Origin of the sequence: Streptococcus oralis, from assembly GCF_019929345.1 — a bacterium.
GTDB lineage: Bacteria > Bacillota > Bacilli > Lactobacillales > Streptococcaceae > Streptococcus.
This window is the reverse complement of the sequence record NZ_JAHZPJ010000004.1, coordinates 36,398-56,698: the sequence shown is the minus strand read 5'-3', so window position 1 is coordinate 56,698 and position 20,301 is coordinate 36,398. Positions and strand designations below refer to the sequence as shown.

General features: G+C 40.7%; 19 protein-coding genes, 2 tRNA genes and 1 pseudogene. 21 read left to right on the top strand and 1 reads right to left on the bottom strand.

Going from position 1 to position 20,301, the window contains the following annotated elements; all coding sequences use genetic code 11:
• Nucleotides 1-64: 64 nt before the first annotated feature.
• From K1I97_RS04270 to K1I97_RS04185, 18 genes are all read left to right on the top strand, one after another.
• Nucleotides 65-607: a hypothetical protein gene (locus tag K1I97_RS04270; protein WP_223331576.1), complete on the top strand. Its 543-nt coding sequence runs from the start codon at nt 65-67 to the stop codon at nt 605-607.
• Complete coding sequence (locus K1I97_RS04265) at nt 597-1,451, top strand: aminoglycoside 6-adenylyltransferase (protein ID WP_223331575.1); 855 nt, start codon at nt 597-599, stop codon at nt 1,449-1,451. The genes K1I97_RS04270 and K1I97_RS04265 overlap by 11 nt, the downstream gene beginning before the upstream one ends.
• 205 nt (nt 1,452-1,656) lie before the next feature.
• Complete coding sequence (gene parC / locus K1I97_RS04260) at nt 1,657-4,137, top strand: DNA topoisomerase IV subunit A (RefSeq protein WP_223331574.1); 2,481 nt, start codon at nt 1,657-1,659, stop codon at nt 4,135-4,137.
• A gap of 115 nt (nt 4,138-4,252) precedes the next feature.
• A complete protein-coding gene (locus K1I97_RS04255; RefSeq protein ID WP_317628034.1) occupies nt 4,253-5,290 on the top strand; it encodes a branched-chain amino acid aminotransferase in 1,038 nt (345 codons plus the stop codon).
• A 112-nt stretch (nt 5,291-5,402) separates the two neighbouring features.
• Entirely contained in the window at nt 5,403-5,633 is a 231-nt protein-coding gene (locus tag K1I97_RS04250; protein WP_000037107.1) for a DUF2969 domain-containing protein, read from the top strand.
• 49 nt (nt 5,634-5,682) lie between these two features.
• Nucleotides 5,683-5,763, top strand: a tRNA-Tyr gene (locus tag K1I97_RS04245).
• An 8-nt stretch (nt 5,764-5,771) separates the two neighbouring features.
• Nucleotides 5,772-5,843: transfer RNA gene (locus K1I97_RS04240), tRNA-Gln, on the top strand.
• A 163-nt stretch (nt 5,844-6,006) separates the two neighbouring features.
• Nucleotides 6,007-7,209, top strand: a complete 1,203-nt coding sequence (gene rpsA, locus K1I97_RS04235) for a 30S ribosomal protein S1 (RefSeq protein WP_001001617.1) — start codon at nt 6,007-6,009, stop codon at nt 7,207-7,209.
• Nucleotides 7,210-7,291: 82 nt separating this feature from the next.
• Complete coding sequence (locus K1I97_RS04230; protein ID WP_223331573.1) at nt 7,292-7,789, top strand: GAF domain-containing protein; 498 nt, start codon at nt 7,292-7,294, stop codon at nt 7,787-7,789.
• On the top strand, nt 7,789-9,447 hold the full coding sequence (gene dnaX / locus K1I97_RS04225) for a DNA polymerase III subunit gamma/tau (RefSeq protein WP_223331572.1): 1,659 nt from the start codon (nt 7,789-7,791) through the stop codon (nt 9,445-9,447). Before K1I97_RS04230 ends, dnaX begins: the two co-directional genes overlap by 1 nt.
• Before the next feature lie 27 nt (nt 9,448-9,474).
• The gene (locus K1I97_RS04220) at nt 9,475-9,669 is read left to right on the top strand and encodes a DUF3272 domain-containing protein (protein ID WP_223331571.1); all 195 of its coding nucleotides are present in this window, start codon (nt 9,475-9,477) and stop codon (nt 9,667-9,669) included.
• 150 nt (nt 9,670-9,819) lie between these two features.
• Nucleotides 9,820-10,590: a Fe-S cluster assembly ATPase SufC gene (sufC, locus tag K1I97_RS04215; RefSeq protein ID WP_223331570.1), complete on the top strand. Its 771-nt coding sequence runs from the start codon at nt 9,820-9,822 to the stop codon at nt 10,588-10,590.
• A gap of 27 nt (nt 10,591-10,617) precedes the next feature.
• The gene (gene sufD / locus K1I97_RS04210) at nt 10,618-11,880 is read left to right on the top strand and encodes a Fe-S cluster assembly protein SufD (RefSeq protein WP_223331569.1); all 1,263 of its coding nucleotides are present in this window, start codon (nt 10,618-10,620) and stop codon (nt 11,878-11,880) included.
• Between the two features lie 10 nt (nt 11,881-11,890).
• Complete coding sequence (locus K1I97_RS04205; RefSeq protein ID WP_223331568.1) at nt 11,891-13,117, top strand: cysteine desulfurase; 1,227 nt, start codon at nt 11,891-11,893, stop codon at nt 13,115-13,117.
• Entirely contained in the window at nt 13,104-13,544 is a 441-nt protein-coding gene (gene sufU, locus K1I97_RS04200) for a Fe-S cluster assembly sulfur transfer protein SufU (RefSeq protein WP_131200229.1), read from the top strand. Before K1I97_RS04205 ends, sufU begins: the two co-directional genes overlap by 14 nt.
• Nucleotides 13,545-13,579: 35 nt before the next feature.
• Nucleotides 13,580-14,992 carry a Fe-S cluster assembly protein SufB gene (gene sufB / locus K1I97_RS04195; RefSeq protein WP_223331567.1) on the top strand — a complete coding sequence of 471 codons (1,413 nt, stop codon included), beginning with the start codon at nt 13,580-13,582 and terminating at the stop codon, nt 14,990-14,992.
• Nucleotides 14,993-15,010: 18 nt separating this feature from the next.
• Nucleotides 15,011-15,580, top strand: coding sequence for a hypothetical protein (locus K1I97_RS04190; RefSeq protein ID WP_223331566.1), 570 nt, complete (start codon nt 15,011-15,013; stop codon nt 15,578-15,580).
• A 211-nt stretch (nt 15,581-15,791) separates the two neighbouring features.
• Nucleotides 15,792-17,189: an APC family permease gene (locus tag K1I97_RS04185; RefSeq protein ID WP_223331565.1), complete on the top strand. Its 1,398-nt coding sequence runs from the start codon at nt 15,792-15,794 to the stop codon at nt 17,187-17,189.
• A gap of 22 nt (nt 17,190-17,211) precedes the next feature.
• Here K1I97_RS04185 and K1I97_RS04180 read toward each other — a convergent pair whose 3' ends face one another.
• Nucleotides 17,212-18,060 (bottom strand): YitT family protein, encoded by an 849-nt coding sequence (locus K1I97_RS04180; RefSeq protein WP_223331564.1) that lies wholly within the window; start codon nt 18,058-18,060, stop codon nt 17,212-17,214.
• 143 nt (nt 18,061-18,203) lie between these two features.
• Here K1I97_RS04180 and K1I97_RS04175 point away from each other — a divergent pair, with 143 nt between their 5' ends.
• The 3 genes and pseudogenes from K1I97_RS04175 (at nt 18,204) to K1I97_RS10285 (ending at nt 20,278) form a co-directional block, all read left to right on the top strand.
• A complete protein-coding gene (locus K1I97_RS04175) occupies nt 18,204-19,040 on the top strand; it encodes a DegV family protein (protein ID WP_061416985.1) in 837 nt (278 codons plus the stop codon).
• 107 nt (nt 19,041-19,147) lie between these two features.
• Entirely contained in the window at nt 19,148-19,423 is a 276-nt protein-coding gene (locus tag K1I97_RS04170) for an HU family DNA-binding protein (RefSeq protein WP_129326535.1), read from the top strand.
• 179 nt (nt 19,424-19,602) lie between these two features.
• Nucleotides 19,603-20,278, top strand: a pseudogene (locus tag K1I97_RS10285) (hypothetical protein).
• Nucleotides 20,279-20,301 lie beyond the last annotated feature (23 nt).

Below are 20,301 nucleotides of genomic sequence, written 5' to 3'. Positions count from 1 at the left end.
TCAAGTAAAAATGATTATCACATTTGTTGTGTAAATAATATATAGAACTAATGGAGGTTCAGTAATGAGTAGTGAATCTATAATTTCTATTTTCGTTGTTGTCATAGTAATTTTTGGAATTATAAGTAATTTAATCTCCAACTTGGGGAGAAAAGAGTATGCTCGTTCAATATCCCTGTTTTTACTGTCCATTTTAACTATTGGTGTCTGTCTATCAAATATACCAGTGGAAGGTAACTATTACTATGGGTTAAGATTTATTGGGTTAAAATTTATTTTGTTTTATCATGACTATTTCGCCCCCTTGATGATTGTTTATTCATTTTATACTCTATATAAGAGCGTAATCCATTGTAGGCATTTTAAGAGCAAATTTGCTATAGTACTTCGATTGAATGCCACCTTCATTTTTCTCCTTTCATTGGTAAATATATTTGTTCTATGGGAAATGATAGTAAAACACCAAAGAAGTAACATAATATCTATTTGTTATATTTTTATTTTTTTAGGGATTTGTTCAACTATCCAATTGATAGTAGGCGAACTTGAGATGAAAAGAATACGAGGCATCCAAAAACAAGAGGAGCAAGACGGCAATGAAAAATAATTCTATAAAAGATAGGTGCAGAAAATATAGAAGTCATGTGCAAATGCTGAGGTTGATTTCACAGACTGCTAAAACTTTACAAGTTGAGGCTGTCGCCATGTCTGGTTCACGGACTGATACAAAAGCGCCAAAAGACGAGTTTCAAGACTATGATGTTGTTTATGTCGTGGACGACTTAGATAATTTGACGAGTGACCTTTCTTGGTTAGACCAGTTTGGCACTCGTATCATTGAGCAGCATAATGTCCTAGGCAACCGTCGACTTTATCTGATGCTATTTGAAGATGGAAATCGGATTGATTTGACCCTCTGCCCCAAAAGTCACATCCAAGAGTGGGTGGATAGCGAAGCTGATTTCACGGTGCTGGAGGACACTAAGGATTTGTTTACGCCTTATTCTCCAAATTCTCAGCGTTACTGGACAAGTCCAGCTAGTCAGACAGATTTTGAAAAAGCTTGTAACGAATTTTGGTGGGTTTCCGCCTATGTGGTTAAGGGTATTCGTCGCAAGCAACTTCTCTATGCCACTGACCATCTCTACGGCATTTGTCACCAAGAACTCTTGAAGGTATTGGCTTGGCAGGTAGCAAGTGATAGGGGCACGGTTGATGTTGGCAAGAACTACAAGTATCTCTTTAGCTACTTGCCTGCTGAGAAAGAGAAGGAATTCTCAAATCTACTTGATTTTTCAAGTAGTGACAAAATCACTCAATCTTTGTTTGCTACGATGGACCTTTTCCACCAAGAGGCTCAGTCCCTTGCTCAAAAAATGGGATTTAACTACGATAAAGAAGTAGCTGAGAAGATGATTCAGTATGCTGAGGAGAGACTTTCAAATCACTAACTAAATAAAGTATATAATTTAAAAGATTAAACTACAGAAAAGATAGTTTAGTTATATATAGTAACTGAACACGGGACTAATTTCTGTAAATTATCCCTTATTCTATAAAAACCTACTCTACATTCTTTGAAAGGAGTTGAACACGCCCTAAATACTGTGTGAAAAAGATAAATTTCCTTTGTATTTTACGGGCTCTGTATCCTATATGAGTAATATTCAAAACATGTCCCTGGAGGACATCATGGGAGAGCGCTTTGGTCGTTACTCCAAGTACATCATTCAAGACCGGGCTTTGCCAGACATTCGGGATGGATTGAAGCCGGTTCAGCGCCGTATTCTTTATTCTATGAATAAGGATGGAAATACCTTTGACAAGAGCTACCGTAAGTCGGCCAAGTCTGTCGGGAACATCATGGGAAATTTCCACCCACACGGTGATTCTTCCATATATGATGCCATGGTTCGTATGTCTCAGGACTGGAAAAATCGTGAAATTCTAGTTGAAATGCACGGTAATAACGGTTCCATGGACGGGGATCCACCTGCGGCTATGCGTTATACAGAGGCTCGTTTGTCTGAGATTGCTGGCTATCTTCTTCAAGATATCGAAAAGAAGACAGTTCCCTTTGCTTGGAACTTTGACGATACCGAGAAAGAACCGACGGTTTTGCCAGCAGCATTTCCAAACCTCTTGGTCAATGGTTCGACTGGGATTTCGGCTGGTTATGCTACAGACATTCCTCCCCATAATTTAGCTGAGGTTATTGATGCGACGGTTTACATGATTGACCACCCAACAGCCAAGGTGGACAAACTCATGGAATTCTTGCCTGGGCCAGACTTCCCTACAGGAGCTATTATCCAAGGGCGTGACGAAATAAAGAAGGCTTATGAAACTGGGAAAGGGCGCGTGGTTGTTCGTTCTAAGACGGAGATTGAAAAGCTAAAAGGCGGTAAGGAGCAAATCGTTATCACTGAGATTCCTTATGAAATCAATAAGGCTAATCTAGTTAAGAAAATAGATGATGTTCGTGTCAATAACAAGGTGGCTGGTATTGCTGAGGTTCGTGATGAGTCTGACCGTGACGGTCTTCGTATCGCTATTGAACTTAAGAAAGATGCGAATACCGAGCTGGTTCTTAACTATCTCTTCAAATACACCGACTTACAAATCAATTACAACTTTAACATGGTAGCGATTGATAATTTCACTCCTCGTCAAGTTGGAATTGTCCCAATCCTGTCTAGCTATATCGCCCACCGTCGTGAAGTGATTTTGGCTCGTTCCCGCTTTGACAAGGAAAAGGCTGAGAAGCGTCTCCATATCGTCGAAGGTTTGATTCGCGTGATTTCGATTTTGGATGAAGTCATTGCCCTTATCCGAGCTTCTGAGAACAAGGCTGACGCTAAGGAAAACCTCAAGGTCAGCTATGAGTTTACTGAAGAGCAGGCTGAAGCTATCGTGACCTTACAACTTTACCGTTTGACCAATACAGACGTGGTTGTCTTGCAGGAAGAAGAAGCAGAACTTAGTGAGAAGATTGCAATGCTCGCGGCGATCATCGGTGACGAACGGACTATGTACAATCTCATGAAGAAAGAACTCCGTGAGGTCAAGAAGAAATTTGCGACTCCACGTTTGAGTACTTTGGAAGATACTGCGAAAGCAATCGAGATTGACACAGCTAGTTTGATTGCCGAGGAAGATACCTATGTCAGCGTGACTAAGGCAGGCTATATCAAGCGTACTAGCCCACGTTCCTTTGCAGCTTCTACGCTGGAAGAAATTGGCAAGCGTGATGATGATCGTTTGATCTTTGTTCAATCTGCCAAGACAACCCAGCATCTCTTGATGTTCACGACTCTTGGGAATGTCATCTATCGACCAATCCACGAATTGGCAGATATTCGTTGGAAGGATATCGGTGAGCACTTGAGCCAAACCATTACCAACTTTGAAACTAACGAAGAAATCCTTTATGCAGAAGTAGTGGATCAGTTTGATGATGCGACAACCTACTTTGCAGCAACTCGCCTTGGTCAAATCAAACGCGTAGAACGCAAAGAATTCTCTCCATGGCGGACCTACAAGTCGAAGTCTGTTAAGTATGCTAAGCTCAAAGACGAGACAGACCAGATTGTAGCAGTAGCACCAATCAAACTGGATGATGTTCTCTTGATTAGTCAAAATGGTTATGCCCTTCGTTTTAATATCGAAGAGGTTCCGGTTGTTGGTGCCAAGGCTGTGGGTGTCAAGGCTATGAACCTGAAAGCAGATGATGCACTTCAGGCTGCCTTTATCTGTAACACTTCATCCTTCTACCTCTTGACCCAACGTGGAAGCTTGAAACGCGTTTCCATTGAGGAAATTCCAGCGACCAGCCGTGCTAAACGAGGCCTACAAGTCTTGCGTGAGTTGAAAAACAAACCGCATCGTGTCTTCTTGGCAGGAGCAGTTGCAGAGCAAGGTTTCGTTGGTGATCTCTTTAGTACAGAAGTAGAAGAAAACGACCAAACGTTACTTGTTCAATCTAACAAGGGAACAATCTATGAGAGTCGATTGCAAGACCTCAACTTGTCAGAACGTACTAGCAACGGAAGCTTTATCTCAGATACGATTTCAGATGAAGAAGTTTTTGATGCTTACCTCAAAGAAGTCTTTAAAGAGGATAAAACAAATTCGTAAAAAGAATCAGCCCTCTGGGTTGATTTCTTTATGTTGAAAAAATTTTCAGAAAATTACAAATAATACTTGAAATTTTACTAGAAAAGTGTAGAATAGAACACATAGTTTGAATAGTATAAAGGAGAAACACATGACAGTTGCAATTGATTGGGAAAATCTTGGATTTTCTTATATGAAATTACCTTATCGCTATATCGCTCATTATAAAAATGGTCAATGGAATCAAGGAGAGTTGACAGAGGATGCGACCTTGCATATTTCAGAGTCTTCTCCAAGTCTCCACTATGGACAGCAAGCGTTTGAGGGCTTGAAAGCCTATCGTACTAAGGATGACAGTATCCAACTCTTTCGTCCAGATGAAAATGCCAAGCGTCTGCAACGTACTTGCGACCGTCTCTTGATGCCTCAAGTTTCGACAGAAATGTTTGTGGAAGCTTGTAAAGCGGTTGTTCGTGCCAATGAAGATTATGTACCACCATACGGAACGGGTGGAACCCTCTATCTCCGTCCGCTTCTAATTGGTGTTGGAGATATTATCGGGGTAAAACCAGCAGAAGAATATATTTTCACCATCTTTGCTATGCCAGTTGGTAACTACTTTAAAGGTGGATTGGTTCCAACTAATTTCTTGATTCAGGATGAATACGACCGTGCAGCGCCAAATGGTACAGGAGCCGCCAAGGTAGGCGGTAACTATGCTGCCAGTCTTCTACCAGGTAAAATGGCAAAATCACGTAATTTTTCAGATGTTATCTACCTAGATCCAGCTACCCACACCAAGATTGAGGAAGTCGGATCAGCCAACTTCTTTGGAATTACAGCAGCCAACGAATTCGTTACGCCATTAAGCCCATCAATCTTGCCATCCATTACCAAGTACTCTTTGCTCTACTTGGCAGAACATCGCTTGGGCTTGACACCGATCGAAGGTGATGTTCCGATTGACAATTTGGATCGTTTTGTAGAGGCAGGTGCTTGTGGAACAGCAGCAGTTATCTCACCAATAGGGGGAATCCAACACGGTGACGATTTCCATGTTTTCTATAGTGAAACAGAAGTAGGTCCTGTGACACGTAAACTCTATGATGAATTGACTGGTATCCAATTTGGTGATGTGGAAGCACCTGAAGGATGGATTGTCAAAGTGGACTAAACGACATCAAGTAAAGAGAAACTCCATAGCAGTTATAATGGCTGAAATGGAGTTTTTTCTTGCTAGTTTGAGCATTTTCTTGTACAATAGAAAAAGTGAAAAGAGGTAAAGTATGAGTAAAAAAGATAAGAAAATTGAAATTCAATTAACAGATGCAAAAGTGACTGTTGGAAAAGACAGTTATGAAGGTTACGTTTTGACGATCGGGAAAAAGGTCATTGGTGAAATTGCCGAATTAGATAGCCAATTTGCCATCATAAAGAATGGAAATGTCGATAGTTTTTATAAAAAACTTGAAAAAGCTGTGGAAATTTTGATTGAAAACTATAATTTGACAAAATAATACTTGTTTTATTGAAAATTTCATGATATAATAGTTCTCGTTAAATATTGGAGAGATAGCGAAGAGGCTAAACGCGGCGGACTGTAAATCCGCTCCTTCGGGTTCGGGGGTTCGAATCCCTCTCTCTCCATTTGTCAATGGGGTATAGCCAAGCGGTAAGGCAAGGGACTTTGACTCCCTCATGCGTTGGTTCGAATCCAGCTACCCCAGTTCTTAGGTAATAAATTCAAGATAAAAAGAAAATATCTTAGGGTATTTTATTTTTATAATTGAAAGACGTGAACGATATGAACATGTCCTTGCGGGTGCTTAGGAAAAAAATTATAAGTATGTCAAGTTTAGAAAAAAGCTTGATTGTTGGAGGATTTTTTAGATGAACGAATTTGAAGATTTGCTAAATAGCGTTAGCCAAGTTGAGCCTGGTGATGTTGTGAGTGCTGAAGTATTGACAGTTGATGCGACTCAAGCTAACGTTGCAATCTCTGGGACTGGTGTTGAAGGTGTCTTGACTCTTCGCGAATTGACTAACGATCGCGATGCAGATATCAATGACTTTGTGAAAGTAGGAGAAGTATTGGATGTTCTTGTACTTCGTCAAGTAGTTGGTAAAGATACTGATACAGTTACATACCTTGTATCTAAAAAACGCCTTGAAGCTCGCAAAGCATGGGACAAACTTGTAGGACGCGAAGAAGAAGTTGTAACTGTTAAAGGAACTCGTGCCGTTAAAGGTGGACTTTCAGTAGAATTTGAAGGTGTTCGCGGATTTATCCCTGCTTCAATGTTGGATACTCGTTTCGTACGTAACACTGAGCGTTTCGTAGGTCAAGAATTTGATGCTAAAATCAAAGAAGTTGACCCTAAAGAAAACCGCTTCATCCTTTCACGTCGTGAAGTTGTTGAAGCAGCCACTGCAGCAGCTCGTGCTGAAGTATTCGGTAAATTGGCTGTTGGTGATGTAGTAACTGGTAAAGTTGCTCGTATCACAAGCTTTGGTGCTTTCATCGACCTTGGTGGTGTTGACGGATTAGTTCACTTGACTGAATTGTCACATGAACGTAACGTTTCACCTAAATCAGTTGTAACTGTTGGTGAAGAAATCGAAGTGAAGATCCTTGATCTTAACGAAGAAGAAGGACGCGTATCACTTTCACTTAAAGCAACAACACCTGGACCATGGGATGGCGTTGAGCAAAAATTGGCTAAAGGTGATGTAGTCGAAGGAACAGTTAAACGTTTGACTGACTTCGGTGCATTTGTTGAAGTATTGCCAGGTATCGATGGACTTGTTCACGTATCACAAATTTCACACAAACGTATCGAAAATCCAAAAGAAGCTCTTACTGTTGGTCAAGAAGTTACTGTTAAAGTCCTTGATGTTAACGCTGACGCAGAACGTGTTTCACTTTCTATCAAAGCTCTTGAAGAACGTCCAGCTCAAGAAGAAGGACAAAAAGAAGAGAAACGTGCTGCTCGTCCACGTCGTCCAAAACGTCAAGAAAAACGTGATTTCGAACTTCCAGAAACACAAACAGGATTCTCAATGGCTGACTTGTTCGGTGATATCGAACTTTAATCAAATTGATAATCGCAAAATCCTTTGTTTAAAACAAGGGATTTTTCTTTTGTCTCTTTCTCATTTTTGATATAATAGTTCTATGTTAGATTCAGAAAAACAATCACAATATCAATTGTTAAATGAGGAACTCTCTTATTTACTAGAAGGTGAGACCAATGTTCTCGCCAATCTTTCAAATGCTAGTGCCCTCCTAAAATCTCGCTTCCCAAATACTGTATTTTCAGGTTTTTATCTGTTTGATGGAAGTGAGTTGATTTTAGGTCCTTTTCAGGGTGGTGTTTCTTGTATTCGCATTCCGCTTGGAAAAGGAGTATGTGGAGAAGCTGCTGAGTTTCAAGAGACTGTTTTAGTTGGCGATGTGAGCATCTATCCAAACTACATTTCTTGCGATAGTAAAGCTAAGAGTGAAATCGTAGTTCCCATGCTTAAGAATGGTCGATTGCTGGGTGTCTTAGACCTGGATTCTTCACTTATTGATGATTACAATGCTATTGATCGTGATTATTTGGAACAATTTGTCGCTATTTTGCTTGAGAAGACAGAATGGGACTTTACGATGTTTGAGGAGAAAGCCTAATGTATCAAGCACTTTATCGAAAATATAGAAGCCAGACTTTCTCACAACTAGTAGGACAAGAGGTTGTGGCAAAAACCCTAAGGCAAGCGGTTGAGCAGGAAAAGATTAGTCACGCTTATCTTTTCTCAGGTCCTCGTGGAACTGGGAAAACCAGCGTTGCTAAGATTTTTGCCAAGGCTATGAACTGTCCAAACCAGGTAGACGGAGAACCATGTAATAACTGTTATATCTGTCAGGCAGTGACTGAAGGTAGCCTAGAAGATGTTATCGAAATGGATGCGGCTTCGAATAACGGAGTTGATGAAATCCGAGAAATTCGCGATAAATCCACCTATGCTCCTAGCTTGGCTCGTTATAAGGTCTACATTATCGACGAGGTTCATATGTTGTCTACGGGAGCCTTTAATGCGCTTTTGAAGACCCTAGAAGAGCCAACTCAGAATGTTGTATTTATCTTGGCGACAACTGAATTACATAAGATTCCAGCAACCATTTTATCGCGTGTTCAACGTTTTGAGTTTAAATCGATTAGAACGCAAGATATTAAGAACCATATCCAAACTATTTTGTCAAAAGAGAATATCAGTTTTGAACCAGAGGCTGTGGAGATCATTGCTAGACGGGCTGAAGGTGGAATGCGGGATGCCTTGTCTATTCTGGATCAAGCTTTGAGTTTGACGCAAGGGAATGCTTTAACGACAGTTATTTCCGAGGAGATTACAGGCACCATTAGTCTATCAGCACTTGATGACTACGTAGCCGCCTTGTCTCAGCAGGATGTTCCGAAAGCGCTTGATTCTTTGAATCTTTTGTTTGAAAATGGCAAGAGCATGACTCGTTTTGTGACGGATCTCTTGCAGTATTTGCGTGATCTACTAGTTGTTCAGACGGGTGGCGAAAATACTCATCATAGTCCAGTTTTTATGGACAATCTAGCTCTTTCTCAGGAAAGTCTCTTTGAAATGATTCGAATAGCGACTGTGAGCTTGGCGGATATGAAAGCTAGCCTGCAACCGAAGATTTATGCTGAGATGATGACCATTCGTTTAGCTGAGATTAAGTCTGAACCAGTGCTTTCAGAAGCTGTCGAAGGAGAAATTTCTGCACTGAGACAGGAAGTCGCCCGTCTCAAGCAAGAACTTGCCAATGTGGGCACAGCTCCTAAACAAGTTGCGCCAGTTCCTAGTCGTCCAGCCGCTTCCAAGACAGTCTATCGAGTGGACCGCAATAAAGTTCAATCTATCCTGCAAGAAGCCGTCGAAAATCCTGATTTGGCACGGCAAAACTTGGTTCGCCTCCAGAATGCGTGGGGAGAAGTGATCGAAAGCTTAGCTGGTCCGGATAAAGCTCTTCTCGTAGGTTCTCAACCAGTTGCGGCCAATGAACACCATGCTATTTTAGCCTTTGAGTCTAATTTCAATGCAGGGCAAACCATGAAACGTGATAACCTCAATACCATGTTCGGCAATATTCTCAGCCAGGCAGCTGGATTTTCACCTGAGATTCTGGCTATTTCCCTAGAGGAATGGAAAGAGGTTCGAGCAGCATTTTCAGCTAGAAACAAGTCTTCTCAAGCAGATCAAGAGATAGAAGAAGAGAGTCTGATTCCAGAAGGATTTGAATTTCTGGCTGATAAAGTCATGGTTGAAGAAGACTAAAAATGGATTTCATGATACAATAATCTTATGAATAGACAACAATTTATCATAATAGCATTATTCACGGCTGCTGAGACTTATTTTTTCAATGAAGCTTGGATGACTGGTCGCTATGTTATGGCAGCCTTTTGGGCCATTCTACTCTTTCGAAACTTTAGGTTAAGTTACCTGATGGGAAAAATTGTAGACGCTATTGATCAACACTTAAACCGCAAGGATTAGCCCCCAGCTTCTAGACAAAATCAAAGCCTTTTAGGCTTTTTTTTGTTATACTAGTAGAGTATATTTATTGACCTTTTGTCCTATTTTTTAGGGATTGTAAGCAATTTCCTAAAGTATTGAGCAAAATGTTTGAAAAAGAAAGGAACTATCATGTCAGTATTAGAGATCAAAGATCTTCACGTTGAGATTGAAGGAAAAGAAATTTTGAAAGGAGTCAATCTGACTCTAAAAACAGGAGAAATTGCAGCTATCATGGGACCAAATGGTACTGGTAAATCGACTCTTTCTGCAGCTATTATGGGGAACCCTCACTATGAAGTTACCAAAGGTGAAGTATTGTTTGATGGTGTAAATATTCTTGAATTGGAAGTGGACGAGCGTGCGCGTATGGGACTTTTCCTTGCTATGCAATACCCATCTGAAATTCCTGGAATCACCAATGCAGAGTTTCTTCGTGCAGCCATGAATGCTGGTAAAGAAGATGGCGAAAAGATTTCAGTTCGCGAGTTCATCACTAAATTGGACGAGAAAATGGAATTGCTCAACATGAAAGAAGAAATGGCTGAGCGCTACCTCAACGAAGGTTTCTCTGGTGGTGAGAAAAAACGCAATGAAATTCTTCAACTCTTGATGTTGGAACCAACTTTTGCCCTTTTGGATGAGATTGACTCAGGTCTTGATATTGATGCACTTAAAGTTGTATCGAAAGGTGTCAATGCTATGCGTGGTGAAGGCTTTGGTGCTATGATCATCACACACTACCAACGTCTTTTGAACTACATCACACCAGACGTGGTACACGTGATGATGGAAGGTCGTGTTGTCCTTTCTGGAGGTCCAGAATTGGCTGCGCGTTTGGAGCGTGAAGGATACGCAAAACTAGCTGAAGAACTTGGCTACGACTACAAGGAAGAATTGTAATTTCCTCGTATCTTTTAGGAGAAGTAAATGACTAAAGAAACTATTAAACTTTTTTCAGAAATGCACGCTGAACCAAGCTGGTTGGCTGACCTCCGTCAAAAAGCTTTTGATAAGATTGAGAGTTTGGAATTACCAGTTATTGAGCGTGTGAAATTTCACCGTTGGAATCTGGGAGATGGTACCATTACAGAAAGCGAACCATCAGCAAATGTTCCTGACTTCACAGCTCTAGACAATCACTTGAAATTGGTTCAAGTAGGAACGCAGACTGTTTTTGAACAAACTCCAGTTGAATTGGCTGAACAGGGTGTTGTTTTCACAGACTTTCACTCAGCTTTAGAAGAAATTCCAGAACTTGTAGAGGAATTCTTCATGTCATCTGTTAAATACGATGATGATAAATTAGCAGCCTACCACACAGCTTATTTCAATAGTGGTGCTGTTCTTTATATTCCAGATAATGTTGAGATTACAGAGCCAATCGAAGGAATTTTCTACCAAGACAGTGATAGCGATGTGCCATTTAACAAGCATATCCTGATTATCGCTGGAAAAAATTCTAAGATTAGTTATCTGGAGCGTTTAGAGTCACGTGGTGAAGGTAGTGCCAAGGCAACTGCCAATATTACTGTAGAAGTCATCGCCCGCTCTGGCGCTCAAGTGAAATTTGCGGCCATTGACCGTTTAGGTGAAAATGTCACTGCCTACATTAGCCGTCGTGGTAAGCTAGGCAACGATGCAAGCATTGACTGGGCAATCGGTGTCATGAACGAAGGAAATGTCGTTGCGGACTTTGATAGCGACTTGATTGGAAATGGTAGCCATGCTGACCTTAAAGTCGTAGCTCTTTCAAGTGGACGTCAGGTTCAAGGAATTGATACTCGAGTGACTAACTACGGATGTAACTCAATCGGAAATATCCTCCAACATGGGGTTATTCTTGAAAAAGCTACCTTGACCTTCAATGGTATTGGCCACATTATCAAGGGTGCCAAGGGAGCAGATGCGCAGCAAGAGAGTCGTGTTCTTATGCTTTCAGACCAAGCACGTTCAGATGCCAACCCAATTCTTTTGATTGATGAAAATGACGTTACTGCAGGTCACGCAGCTTCTATCGGTCAGGTGGATCCAGAAGATATGTACTACCTCATGAGCCGTGGCTTGGATAAGGCGACTGCTGAGCGTTTGGTTGTTCGCGGTTTCCTTGGCTCCGTAATTGTTGAGATTCCAGTCAAAGAAGTTCGTGACGAAATGATTGCAACTATCGAAGAAAAATTGTCAAAACGCTAAGGGGAAGGCTATGTTAGATGTAGAAGCGATTCGCAAGGATTTTCCAATTTTAGACCAGATTGTCAACGATGAACCTCTGGTCTATCTGGACAATGCTGCGACGACACAGAAACCACTAGCAATTCTGGAAACAATCAACCGCTACTATGAGCAGGACAATGCCAATGTTCACCGTGGTGTTCATACCTTGGCAGAGCGTGCGACAGCATCCTATGAAGCTGCTCGTGAAACCATTCGTAAGTTTATCAATGCAGGCTCTACAAAGGAAGTTCTCTTTACCAGAGGAACGACAACCAGTCTTAACTGGGTAGCACGCTTTGCTGAGGAAATTCTGACTGAAGGAGATCAAGTTTTGATTTCTGTCATGGAACACCATTCCAATATCATTCCTTGGCAGGAGGCCTGTCGCAAGGCTGGGGCAGAGCTTGTTTATGTCTATCTCAAAGATGGAGCTCTGGATATGGATGACTTGCGATCTAAATTGACTGATAAAGTCAAGTTTGTCTCCCTAGCTCATGCTTCAAATGTTCTTGGTGTGGTCAATCCGATCAAGGAAATTACTCAATTAGCCCACCAAGTTGGAGCCATCATAGTGGTGGATGGTGCCCAGTCTACACCTCATATGAAGATTGATGTCCAGGCCTTGGATGTGGACTTCTTTGCCTTTTCAGGTCACAAGATGGCTGGTCCTACTGGTATCGGTGTTCTTTATGGCAAAGAAAAGTATTTGGAACAAATGTCACCAGTTGAATTTGGCGGCGAGATGATTGATTTCGTCTATGAGCAATCTGCTAGTTGGAAGGAATTGCCTTGGAAATTTGAGGCTGGAACGCCAAATATGGCAGGAGCTATTGGACTTGCAGCAGCAGTGGATTATCTAGAAAAGATTGGTATGGATGCCATTGAAGCTCATGAACAAGAACTGATTGCATACGTCTTTCCAAAATTGCAGGCCATTGAAGGTTTGACTATTTATGGTTCGCAGGATTTGGCTCAACGTTCAGGTGTTATTGCCTTTAACCTAGGTGATCTTCATCCCCATGACCTAGCTACAGCACTGGATTATGAAGGAGTGGCTGTTCGCGCTGGTCATCATTGCGCCCAACCTTTGCTCCAATATTTGGAAGTCCCAGCAACAGCTCGTGCAAGTTTTTATATCTACAATACTAAGGCGGATTGTGACAAACTAGTCGATGCCTTACAAAAGACAAAGGAGTTTTTCAATGGCACTTTCTAAACTAGATAGCCTTTATATGGCAGTGGTGGCAGACCATTCGAAAAATCCACATCACCAAGGGAAGCTGGAAGATGCTGAGCAAATCAGCCTCAATAATCCAACCTGTGGGGATGTCATCAACCTCTCTGTCAAGTTTGACACAGAGGACCGTTTGGAAGATATTGCTTTTCTAAATTCAGGATGCACGATTTCAACTGCTTCTGCTAGTATGATGACAGATGCCGTTTTAGGGAAGACCAAGCAAGAAATTCTAGAACTTGCAACCATCTTTTCTGAAATGGTTCAAGGGCAAAAGGATGACCGCCAAGACCAACTCGGGGATGGCGCCTTCTTGTCAGGTGTTGCCAAATTCCCTCAACGAATCAAGTGTGCAACTCTAGCTTGGAATGCACTTAAGAAAACAATTGAAAATCAAGAAAATAAATAAGAAACATAGAAATATATAATGAAAGAAAGGATATTATGGCTGAAGAAAGAGTAGAACCGAAACCAATTGACCTTGGTGAATATAAATTTGGTTTCCATGACGATGTAGAGCCTGTCCTATCGACAGGAAAAGGATTGAACGAAGAAGTCATTCGCGAATTATCAGCTGCTAAGGGAGAACCTGAGTGGATGTTAGAATTCCGTTTGAAGTCTTATGAAACCTTCAAAAAAATGCCTATGCAAACCTGGGGAGCAGACTTGTCAGAGATTGATTTTGATGACTTGATCTACTACCAAAAACCTTCTGATAAACCTGCCCGTTCTTGGGATGAAGTTCCTGAAAAAATCAAAGAAACCTTTGAACGTATCGGGATTCCAGAAGCTGAACGTGCTTATCTAGCAGGTGCCTCTGCCCAGTACGAGTCAGAAGTTGTTTACCACAATATGAAGGAAGAGTTTGAGAAGTTAGGAATTATCTTTACAGATACAGATTCTGCCCTCAAGGAATACCCAGACTTGTTTAAACAATACTTTGCGAAGTTGGTGCCACCAACAGATAACAAGTTGGCAGCCCTCAACTCTGCAGTATGGTCGGGTGGAACTTTTATCTACGTACCAAAAGGGGTCAAAGTGGATATTCCACTTCAAACTTATTTCCGTATCAACAATGAAAATACTGGTCAGTTTGAACGTACCTTAATTATCGTTGATGAAGGAGCAAGTGTCCACTACGTAGAAGGATGTACAGCACCAACTTATTCTAGCAACAGCTTGCACGCTGCCATTGTAGAAATTTTCGCTTTGGACGGAGCTTATATGCGTTATACAACCATCCAAAACTGGTCTGACAACGTTTATAACTTGGTAACAAAACGTGCCAAAGCTTTGAAAGATGCGACTGTTGAGTGGATTGATGGTAACTTGGGTGCTAAAACAACCATGAAATACCCATCTGTTTACCTGGATGGAGAAGGGGCACGTGGTACCATGCTTTCGATCGCCTTTGCTAATGCTGGTCAACACCAAGATACGGGTGCCAAGATGATCCACAACGCTCCACATACAAGCTCGTCTATCGTTTCTAAATCCATCGCTAAAGGCGGAGGAAAGGTAGACTACCGTGGACAAGTAACCTTTAGCAAGAACTCTAAGAAATCTGTTTCTCACATCGAGTGTGATACCATTATCATGGATGACTTGTCAGCATCAGATACCATTCCGTTTAATGAAATCCACAACTCGCAAGTCGCTTTGGAACACGAAGCTAAGGTATCTAAGATTTCAGAGGAACAACTCTACTACCTCATGAGCCGTGGTTTGTCAGAATCTGAGGCAACCGAGATGATTGTCATGGGATTTGTGGAACCCTTCACAAAAGAACTTCCAATGGAATACGCAGTTGAGCTGAACCGCTTGATTAGCTATGAAATGGAAGGGTCTGTTGGGTAAAAGAAAAAGGAGAAGCAAATGGGATTTTTAAAGCGTTTATTTGGAACGATTGAAAAAGTGAATAAGGGAGAAGCCCCGATTGAAGAGTTGGATCAGGCATTTGTTTTTGATCTTGAAGCAGAAGCAGATGATTATTGGAGACAAACTGAAGAGCTTCTCTTGATAAACGCTGTAAAAGCTGCTGGTGGTCCTGAGGCAGTAGAACGTGCTTTTGTTCTTACTAATTTCAAGGAAAATCAAGAAACCTTTGAGCTCTTTTATCAGGTAAATGGTCAACTTCTTTCATGGAGAGAGATGGATGCGACTGTTGTCGATAAAATCAGCAATCAACTCCTTCCGCAAGCGCCAGAAGTAGCGCGTGCAGTAAATGAAAATTATGAAGAGGCAAATGTACCAGTAATCCAGTACGCTATGCTTCAGTTTGAAACTGCAACCATGGCTTGGTTTGGACGGAAGCTGACAACAGCTTCTCCAGAAGCACAACTGATTTTTGAAGAATTGGTATCTGGTTGGCGCGCTATTCTGGAACAAGAAGTTCCAAATCGTCCTTTAGATAGTGACCGTCCGTTCCCTTACTTTGAAGTTTAAAAAATCCCAAATCCCCAAAAACTTTCAATGGAGTATACTGTTGAGCTTACTCGCTTGATGAGTAACTAATTGAAAGAATTAGTGGGTAAAAATGCAAATTCTGAACAGAAATCCTTCCTGTTCAGATTTTTTTCAAAAAAAACCTAATAAATATTCACAAAAGTGCTTTTATATGGTAAAATAAAACAATTACATTTAGTGGAGATGAAGTATGAATATTTTTAGAACCAAGGATGTTAGTCTGAGACAGACAGAGATGCATCGCCATTTGAAATTGTGGGATTTGATTCTTCTAGGGATTGGCGCTATGGTGGGGACGGGGATTTTCACCATTACAGGAACAGCAGCGGCTACCTTAGCTGGTCCATCACTAGTGATTTCCATTGTGATTTCTGCCCTGTGTGTTTCTCTATCAGCGCTCTTTTTTGCAGAATTTGCCTCGCGTGTGCCTGCAACTGGGGGTGCGTATAGTTATCTCTATGCGATTTTAGGAGAATTACCAGCATGGATTGCTGGCTGGTTGACCATCATGGAATTTATGACAGCTGTTTCAGGTGTGGCGTCTGGCTGGGCAGCTTACTTTAAGGGATTGCTCAGTAATTATGGTATCTCCATGCCGCAAGCCTTGAATGGAACCTTTAACCCTGAACAAGGCACCTATATTGATCTTCTACCTATTTTAGTACTGACATTGGTAACGGGATTGGTTTTATTAAATTCCAAGGCAGCCTTACGCTTTAATTCGCTTTTAGTGGTCTTGAAATTCTCAGCTCTCGCCTTATTTATCCTAGTTGGTATTTGGTACATCAAGCCAGAAAATTGGATGAGTTTTGCTCCTTTTGGCTTTGGCCAGATTTATGGAGGAAGCACTGGGATTATGGCAGGTGCATCTTTGATGTTCTTCGGTTTTCTCGGTTTTGAGTCGATTTCCATGGCAGTTGATGAAATTCAAAGTCCGCAAAAAAATATTCCTCGCGGAATTGTGCTTTCTCTGACAATTGTCACTATTCTCTATGCCTTGGTAACAATAGTATTGACAGGGATTGTTCACTACAGTAAGCTCAATGTGGACGATGCAGTAGCATTTTCATTACGGAGTATTGGTATCGGCTGGGCGGCAAATTATGTTTCGCTTGTAGCCATTCTAACCCTGATAACCGTATGTATCTCCATGACTTATGCTTTGTCTCGAATGATATATAGCTTAGCACGTGATGGACTTTTACCTCGAAGTTTTAAACAGCTAAGTAAAACTAGCCGAGTTCCAAAGAATGCGACCATCTTAACAGGAGTTGCTTCAGCCATTGCAGCAGGAGTCTTTCCGCTAGCCAGTATCGCTGCCTTTTTAAATATCTGTACGCTAGCTTATCTCATTTTGCTTGCCTACGGTATTATCAAGCTCAGAAAGGATAAGGGCATGCCAAAAGAAGGAGAATTCAAAACTCCTTTAGTGCCGCTTTTGCCAATCCTTTCCATTCTTATCTGTGTTTCCTTTATGCTTCAATATAGTCTAGATACCTGGATTGCCTTTGGAATTGCTCTTCTAGTTGGTCTAATCATTTACTTTACTTACGGGTTCCGCCATTCAACCCTCGCAGAAGAAGAATAAAAGCTGGGAATTCCCAGCTTTTTTAATCTTTTACATAAGTAAATCCTTCACCCAGAATTTCATGAGCCTCAGTGATGGTGATAAAGGCTTGAGGATCAATTTTGTGAATCATATCCTTCATTTTAACGATTTCATTTCGACCGACAATACAGTAGATAATTTTTAAATCCTTTTTGCTGTAGTAGCCTTGACCAGATATAAAGGTAACACCACGTCCGAGTTCATCGTTTATTTTTTCGGCTAACTGATCTGGAAATTGAGTTATAATCATAAATCCTTTACCAGCATAACCTCCTTCACCGATCAGGTCGATAACACGAGCGATGATAAAGTCAAACAAGAGGGTATAGGTAACCAGACGAAGGTCCTGGAAGATAATCAAAATCAACATCAGGATAAAAAAGTCAATCCCAAAAAGCAATTTTCCAATTGAAATATTGGTGTATTTGTTGAGGATGCGAGCAACAATATCTGATCCACCCGTTGTACCACCAGCATTAAAGATGATTCCTAAACCAACCCCCAGTAAAACTCCTGAGACTAAAGCGACAATGATGAGATCCCCTTGCAAGTCGATGTGCAAAGGAATGCGCTCAAAGATTGCTAGCCAAACGGAAAGTGAAATGGATCCTAGAAGGCTGGAGTAGAGAGTCTTGGGACCAAATATCTTCCAAGCCAGGATAAAGAGAGGGATGTTAATCAAGAGGTTCATCAATGAGACAGGAATCTTGAAAAGATAGTAGGTAATCAAGGTAATACCTGTCGCCCCTCCCTCAAATAAATGATAAGGAACAACAAAGTAGGTAAGACCGAAGGCATAAATAGCGGCCCCAAGTATGATAGTGATAATAGGCTGAACTTTTCGGATCATAACTTTCCCTCGCTTTTCTATAGATAGATTATACCAAAATTCCAAGCTTTTTCATTGGATTCATTATGATTTTTTAACAATTTTTTGATATAATAAAAGTGATAAATCCCTATCTTATTGAGAAGAATAGAAAGATTGAAGATATGACACAAGTAAAAATTGTAACGGATTCCTCTGTTACTATTGAACCAGAAGTGGTTAAAGAATTAAATATCACCGTTGTTCCTTTATCTGTGATGATTGATGGTATCCTTTATTCTGATGCAGATTTGAAAGAGGGGGAATTCCTTCATCTCATGCAACAAAGTAAAAACCTACCCAAAACCAGTCAGCCTCCAGTGGGAGTATTTGCTGAAGTTTTTGAAGAGCTAGGTAAAGATGGTAGCCAGATTCTCGCTATTCACATGTCCCATGCACTATCTGGTACTGTTGAAGCTGCTCGCCAAGGAGCAAGCCTCTCTAGCGCTGATGTGACCGTTATTGATAGTTCTTTTACAGACCAGGCGATGAAGTTTCAAGTTGTTGAAGCGGCTAAACTTGCTCAAGAAGGAAAAGATTTAGAAACTATCTTAGCACGTGTGGAAGATGTGAAAAATCATACTGAACTCTATATCGGTGTTTCAACATTAGAAAACCTAGTTAAGGGTGGTCGTATTGGGCGTGTGACAGGCTTGATCAGTTCTCTGTTAAATATTCGTGTCGTCATGCAAATGAAGGAGCATGAACTGCAACCTATTGTAAAGGGGCGCGGTGCTAAGACATTTAAAAAATGGCTTGACGAGTTGGCCGAGACCCTTTCTCATAAATCGGTTGCAGAGATTGGAATTTCCTACGCTGGTACCAATGAATGGGCAAATGAGATGAAGAATGTTTTACAAACTTATGTTGAAAAACCAATCTCAGTACTGGAAACAGGCTCCATCATTCAAACCCACACAGGTGAAAATGCATGGGCTATCTTGGTTCGATATCATTCCTAAAAAAATAGAGAAAAATCGTTAGAAATAGCGTTTTTGACTTGACCTATAGGCGATTTTAGGATATGATTATAGTTGTTAATTAGAAATTATTTGGAGGATTTGTTAACATGGCAAACAAACAAGATTTGATCGCTAAAGTAGCAGAAGCTACAGAATTGACTAAGAAAGATTCAGCAGCAGCAGTTGACGCTGTATTCGCAGCAGTAACTGAATACCTTTCAGCTGGTGAAAAAGTTCAATTGATCGGTTTCGGTAACTTTGAAGTTCGTGAGCGTGCTGCACGTAAAGGTCGTAACCCACAAACTGGTAAAGAAATCAAAATCGCAGCTTCTAAAGTTCCAGCATTCAAAGCTGGTAAAGCTCTTAAAGACGCTGTTAAATAATGAATTTTTAAAAAGCCTATTGTATCAAGCTTTCTAGCTTGTGCGATAGGCTTTTCGTTTATTATTTCCGTCTTGATTTTTCTGTGTAAGTTCAAAGGGGTTTGGTGAAAGATATTTGAAGTTGAATAATCATCAGCTAATAAGTCAAAGCCGATTAAAAAAATTATTTGGAGGTAAGTATGTATAAAGAACGGTATCACGGGCCCCTTATTACTCCTTATTACTAACGAGGTAAGCATAGGATATATTAAAGTATTTCCTTGGATAGCTCTTTTTATATCTTCGTTATTGTTTTTTAGGGATGACTTTTATTGATAATTAGGCATCTACAAGATTTTATTCGTATTCTGTATATCAAATTGTAGTGTGGCAATTCTAATCTCCTTTTTGATAAATTAATTTTAAAATTTAGAAGTCTAATTTACCTTCTTATTTCGTTGATTATTTTCGTTTTACTTATTGATATCGATTTTATATGTTTGTTAATGCTAGTTGACAATGATGGGATCTATTCAGATTTGGCACTTGTTTATAATCTTGTAATCTTTGGTATCTTTCTCTTTTCATGCACTCTCTACTCTTGGTATTACCTTCCTAAAAATCAGGAAAAAATCTGGGCGTTCAACCAGTGGGAGACATATGGTGGTAAGTAAAAAGCAAGAGCGACTGTTCAACCTTGGAGTTGCTTTTGTAGCTGTTAGTTTAATCCCAGCAATTCTTACTGGTTACATTGAGAATATCTTTGGTATTTCATTTGGGATTCTGATAACAGTGACTTTTCCAGCGGTTATGGTAGACGCAGTTTATGCGGCTCTCTATGTGCGGAAGAATCCTGACTATGATGAATTGACTTAGAGGAGGCATAATCACCAGCTAAT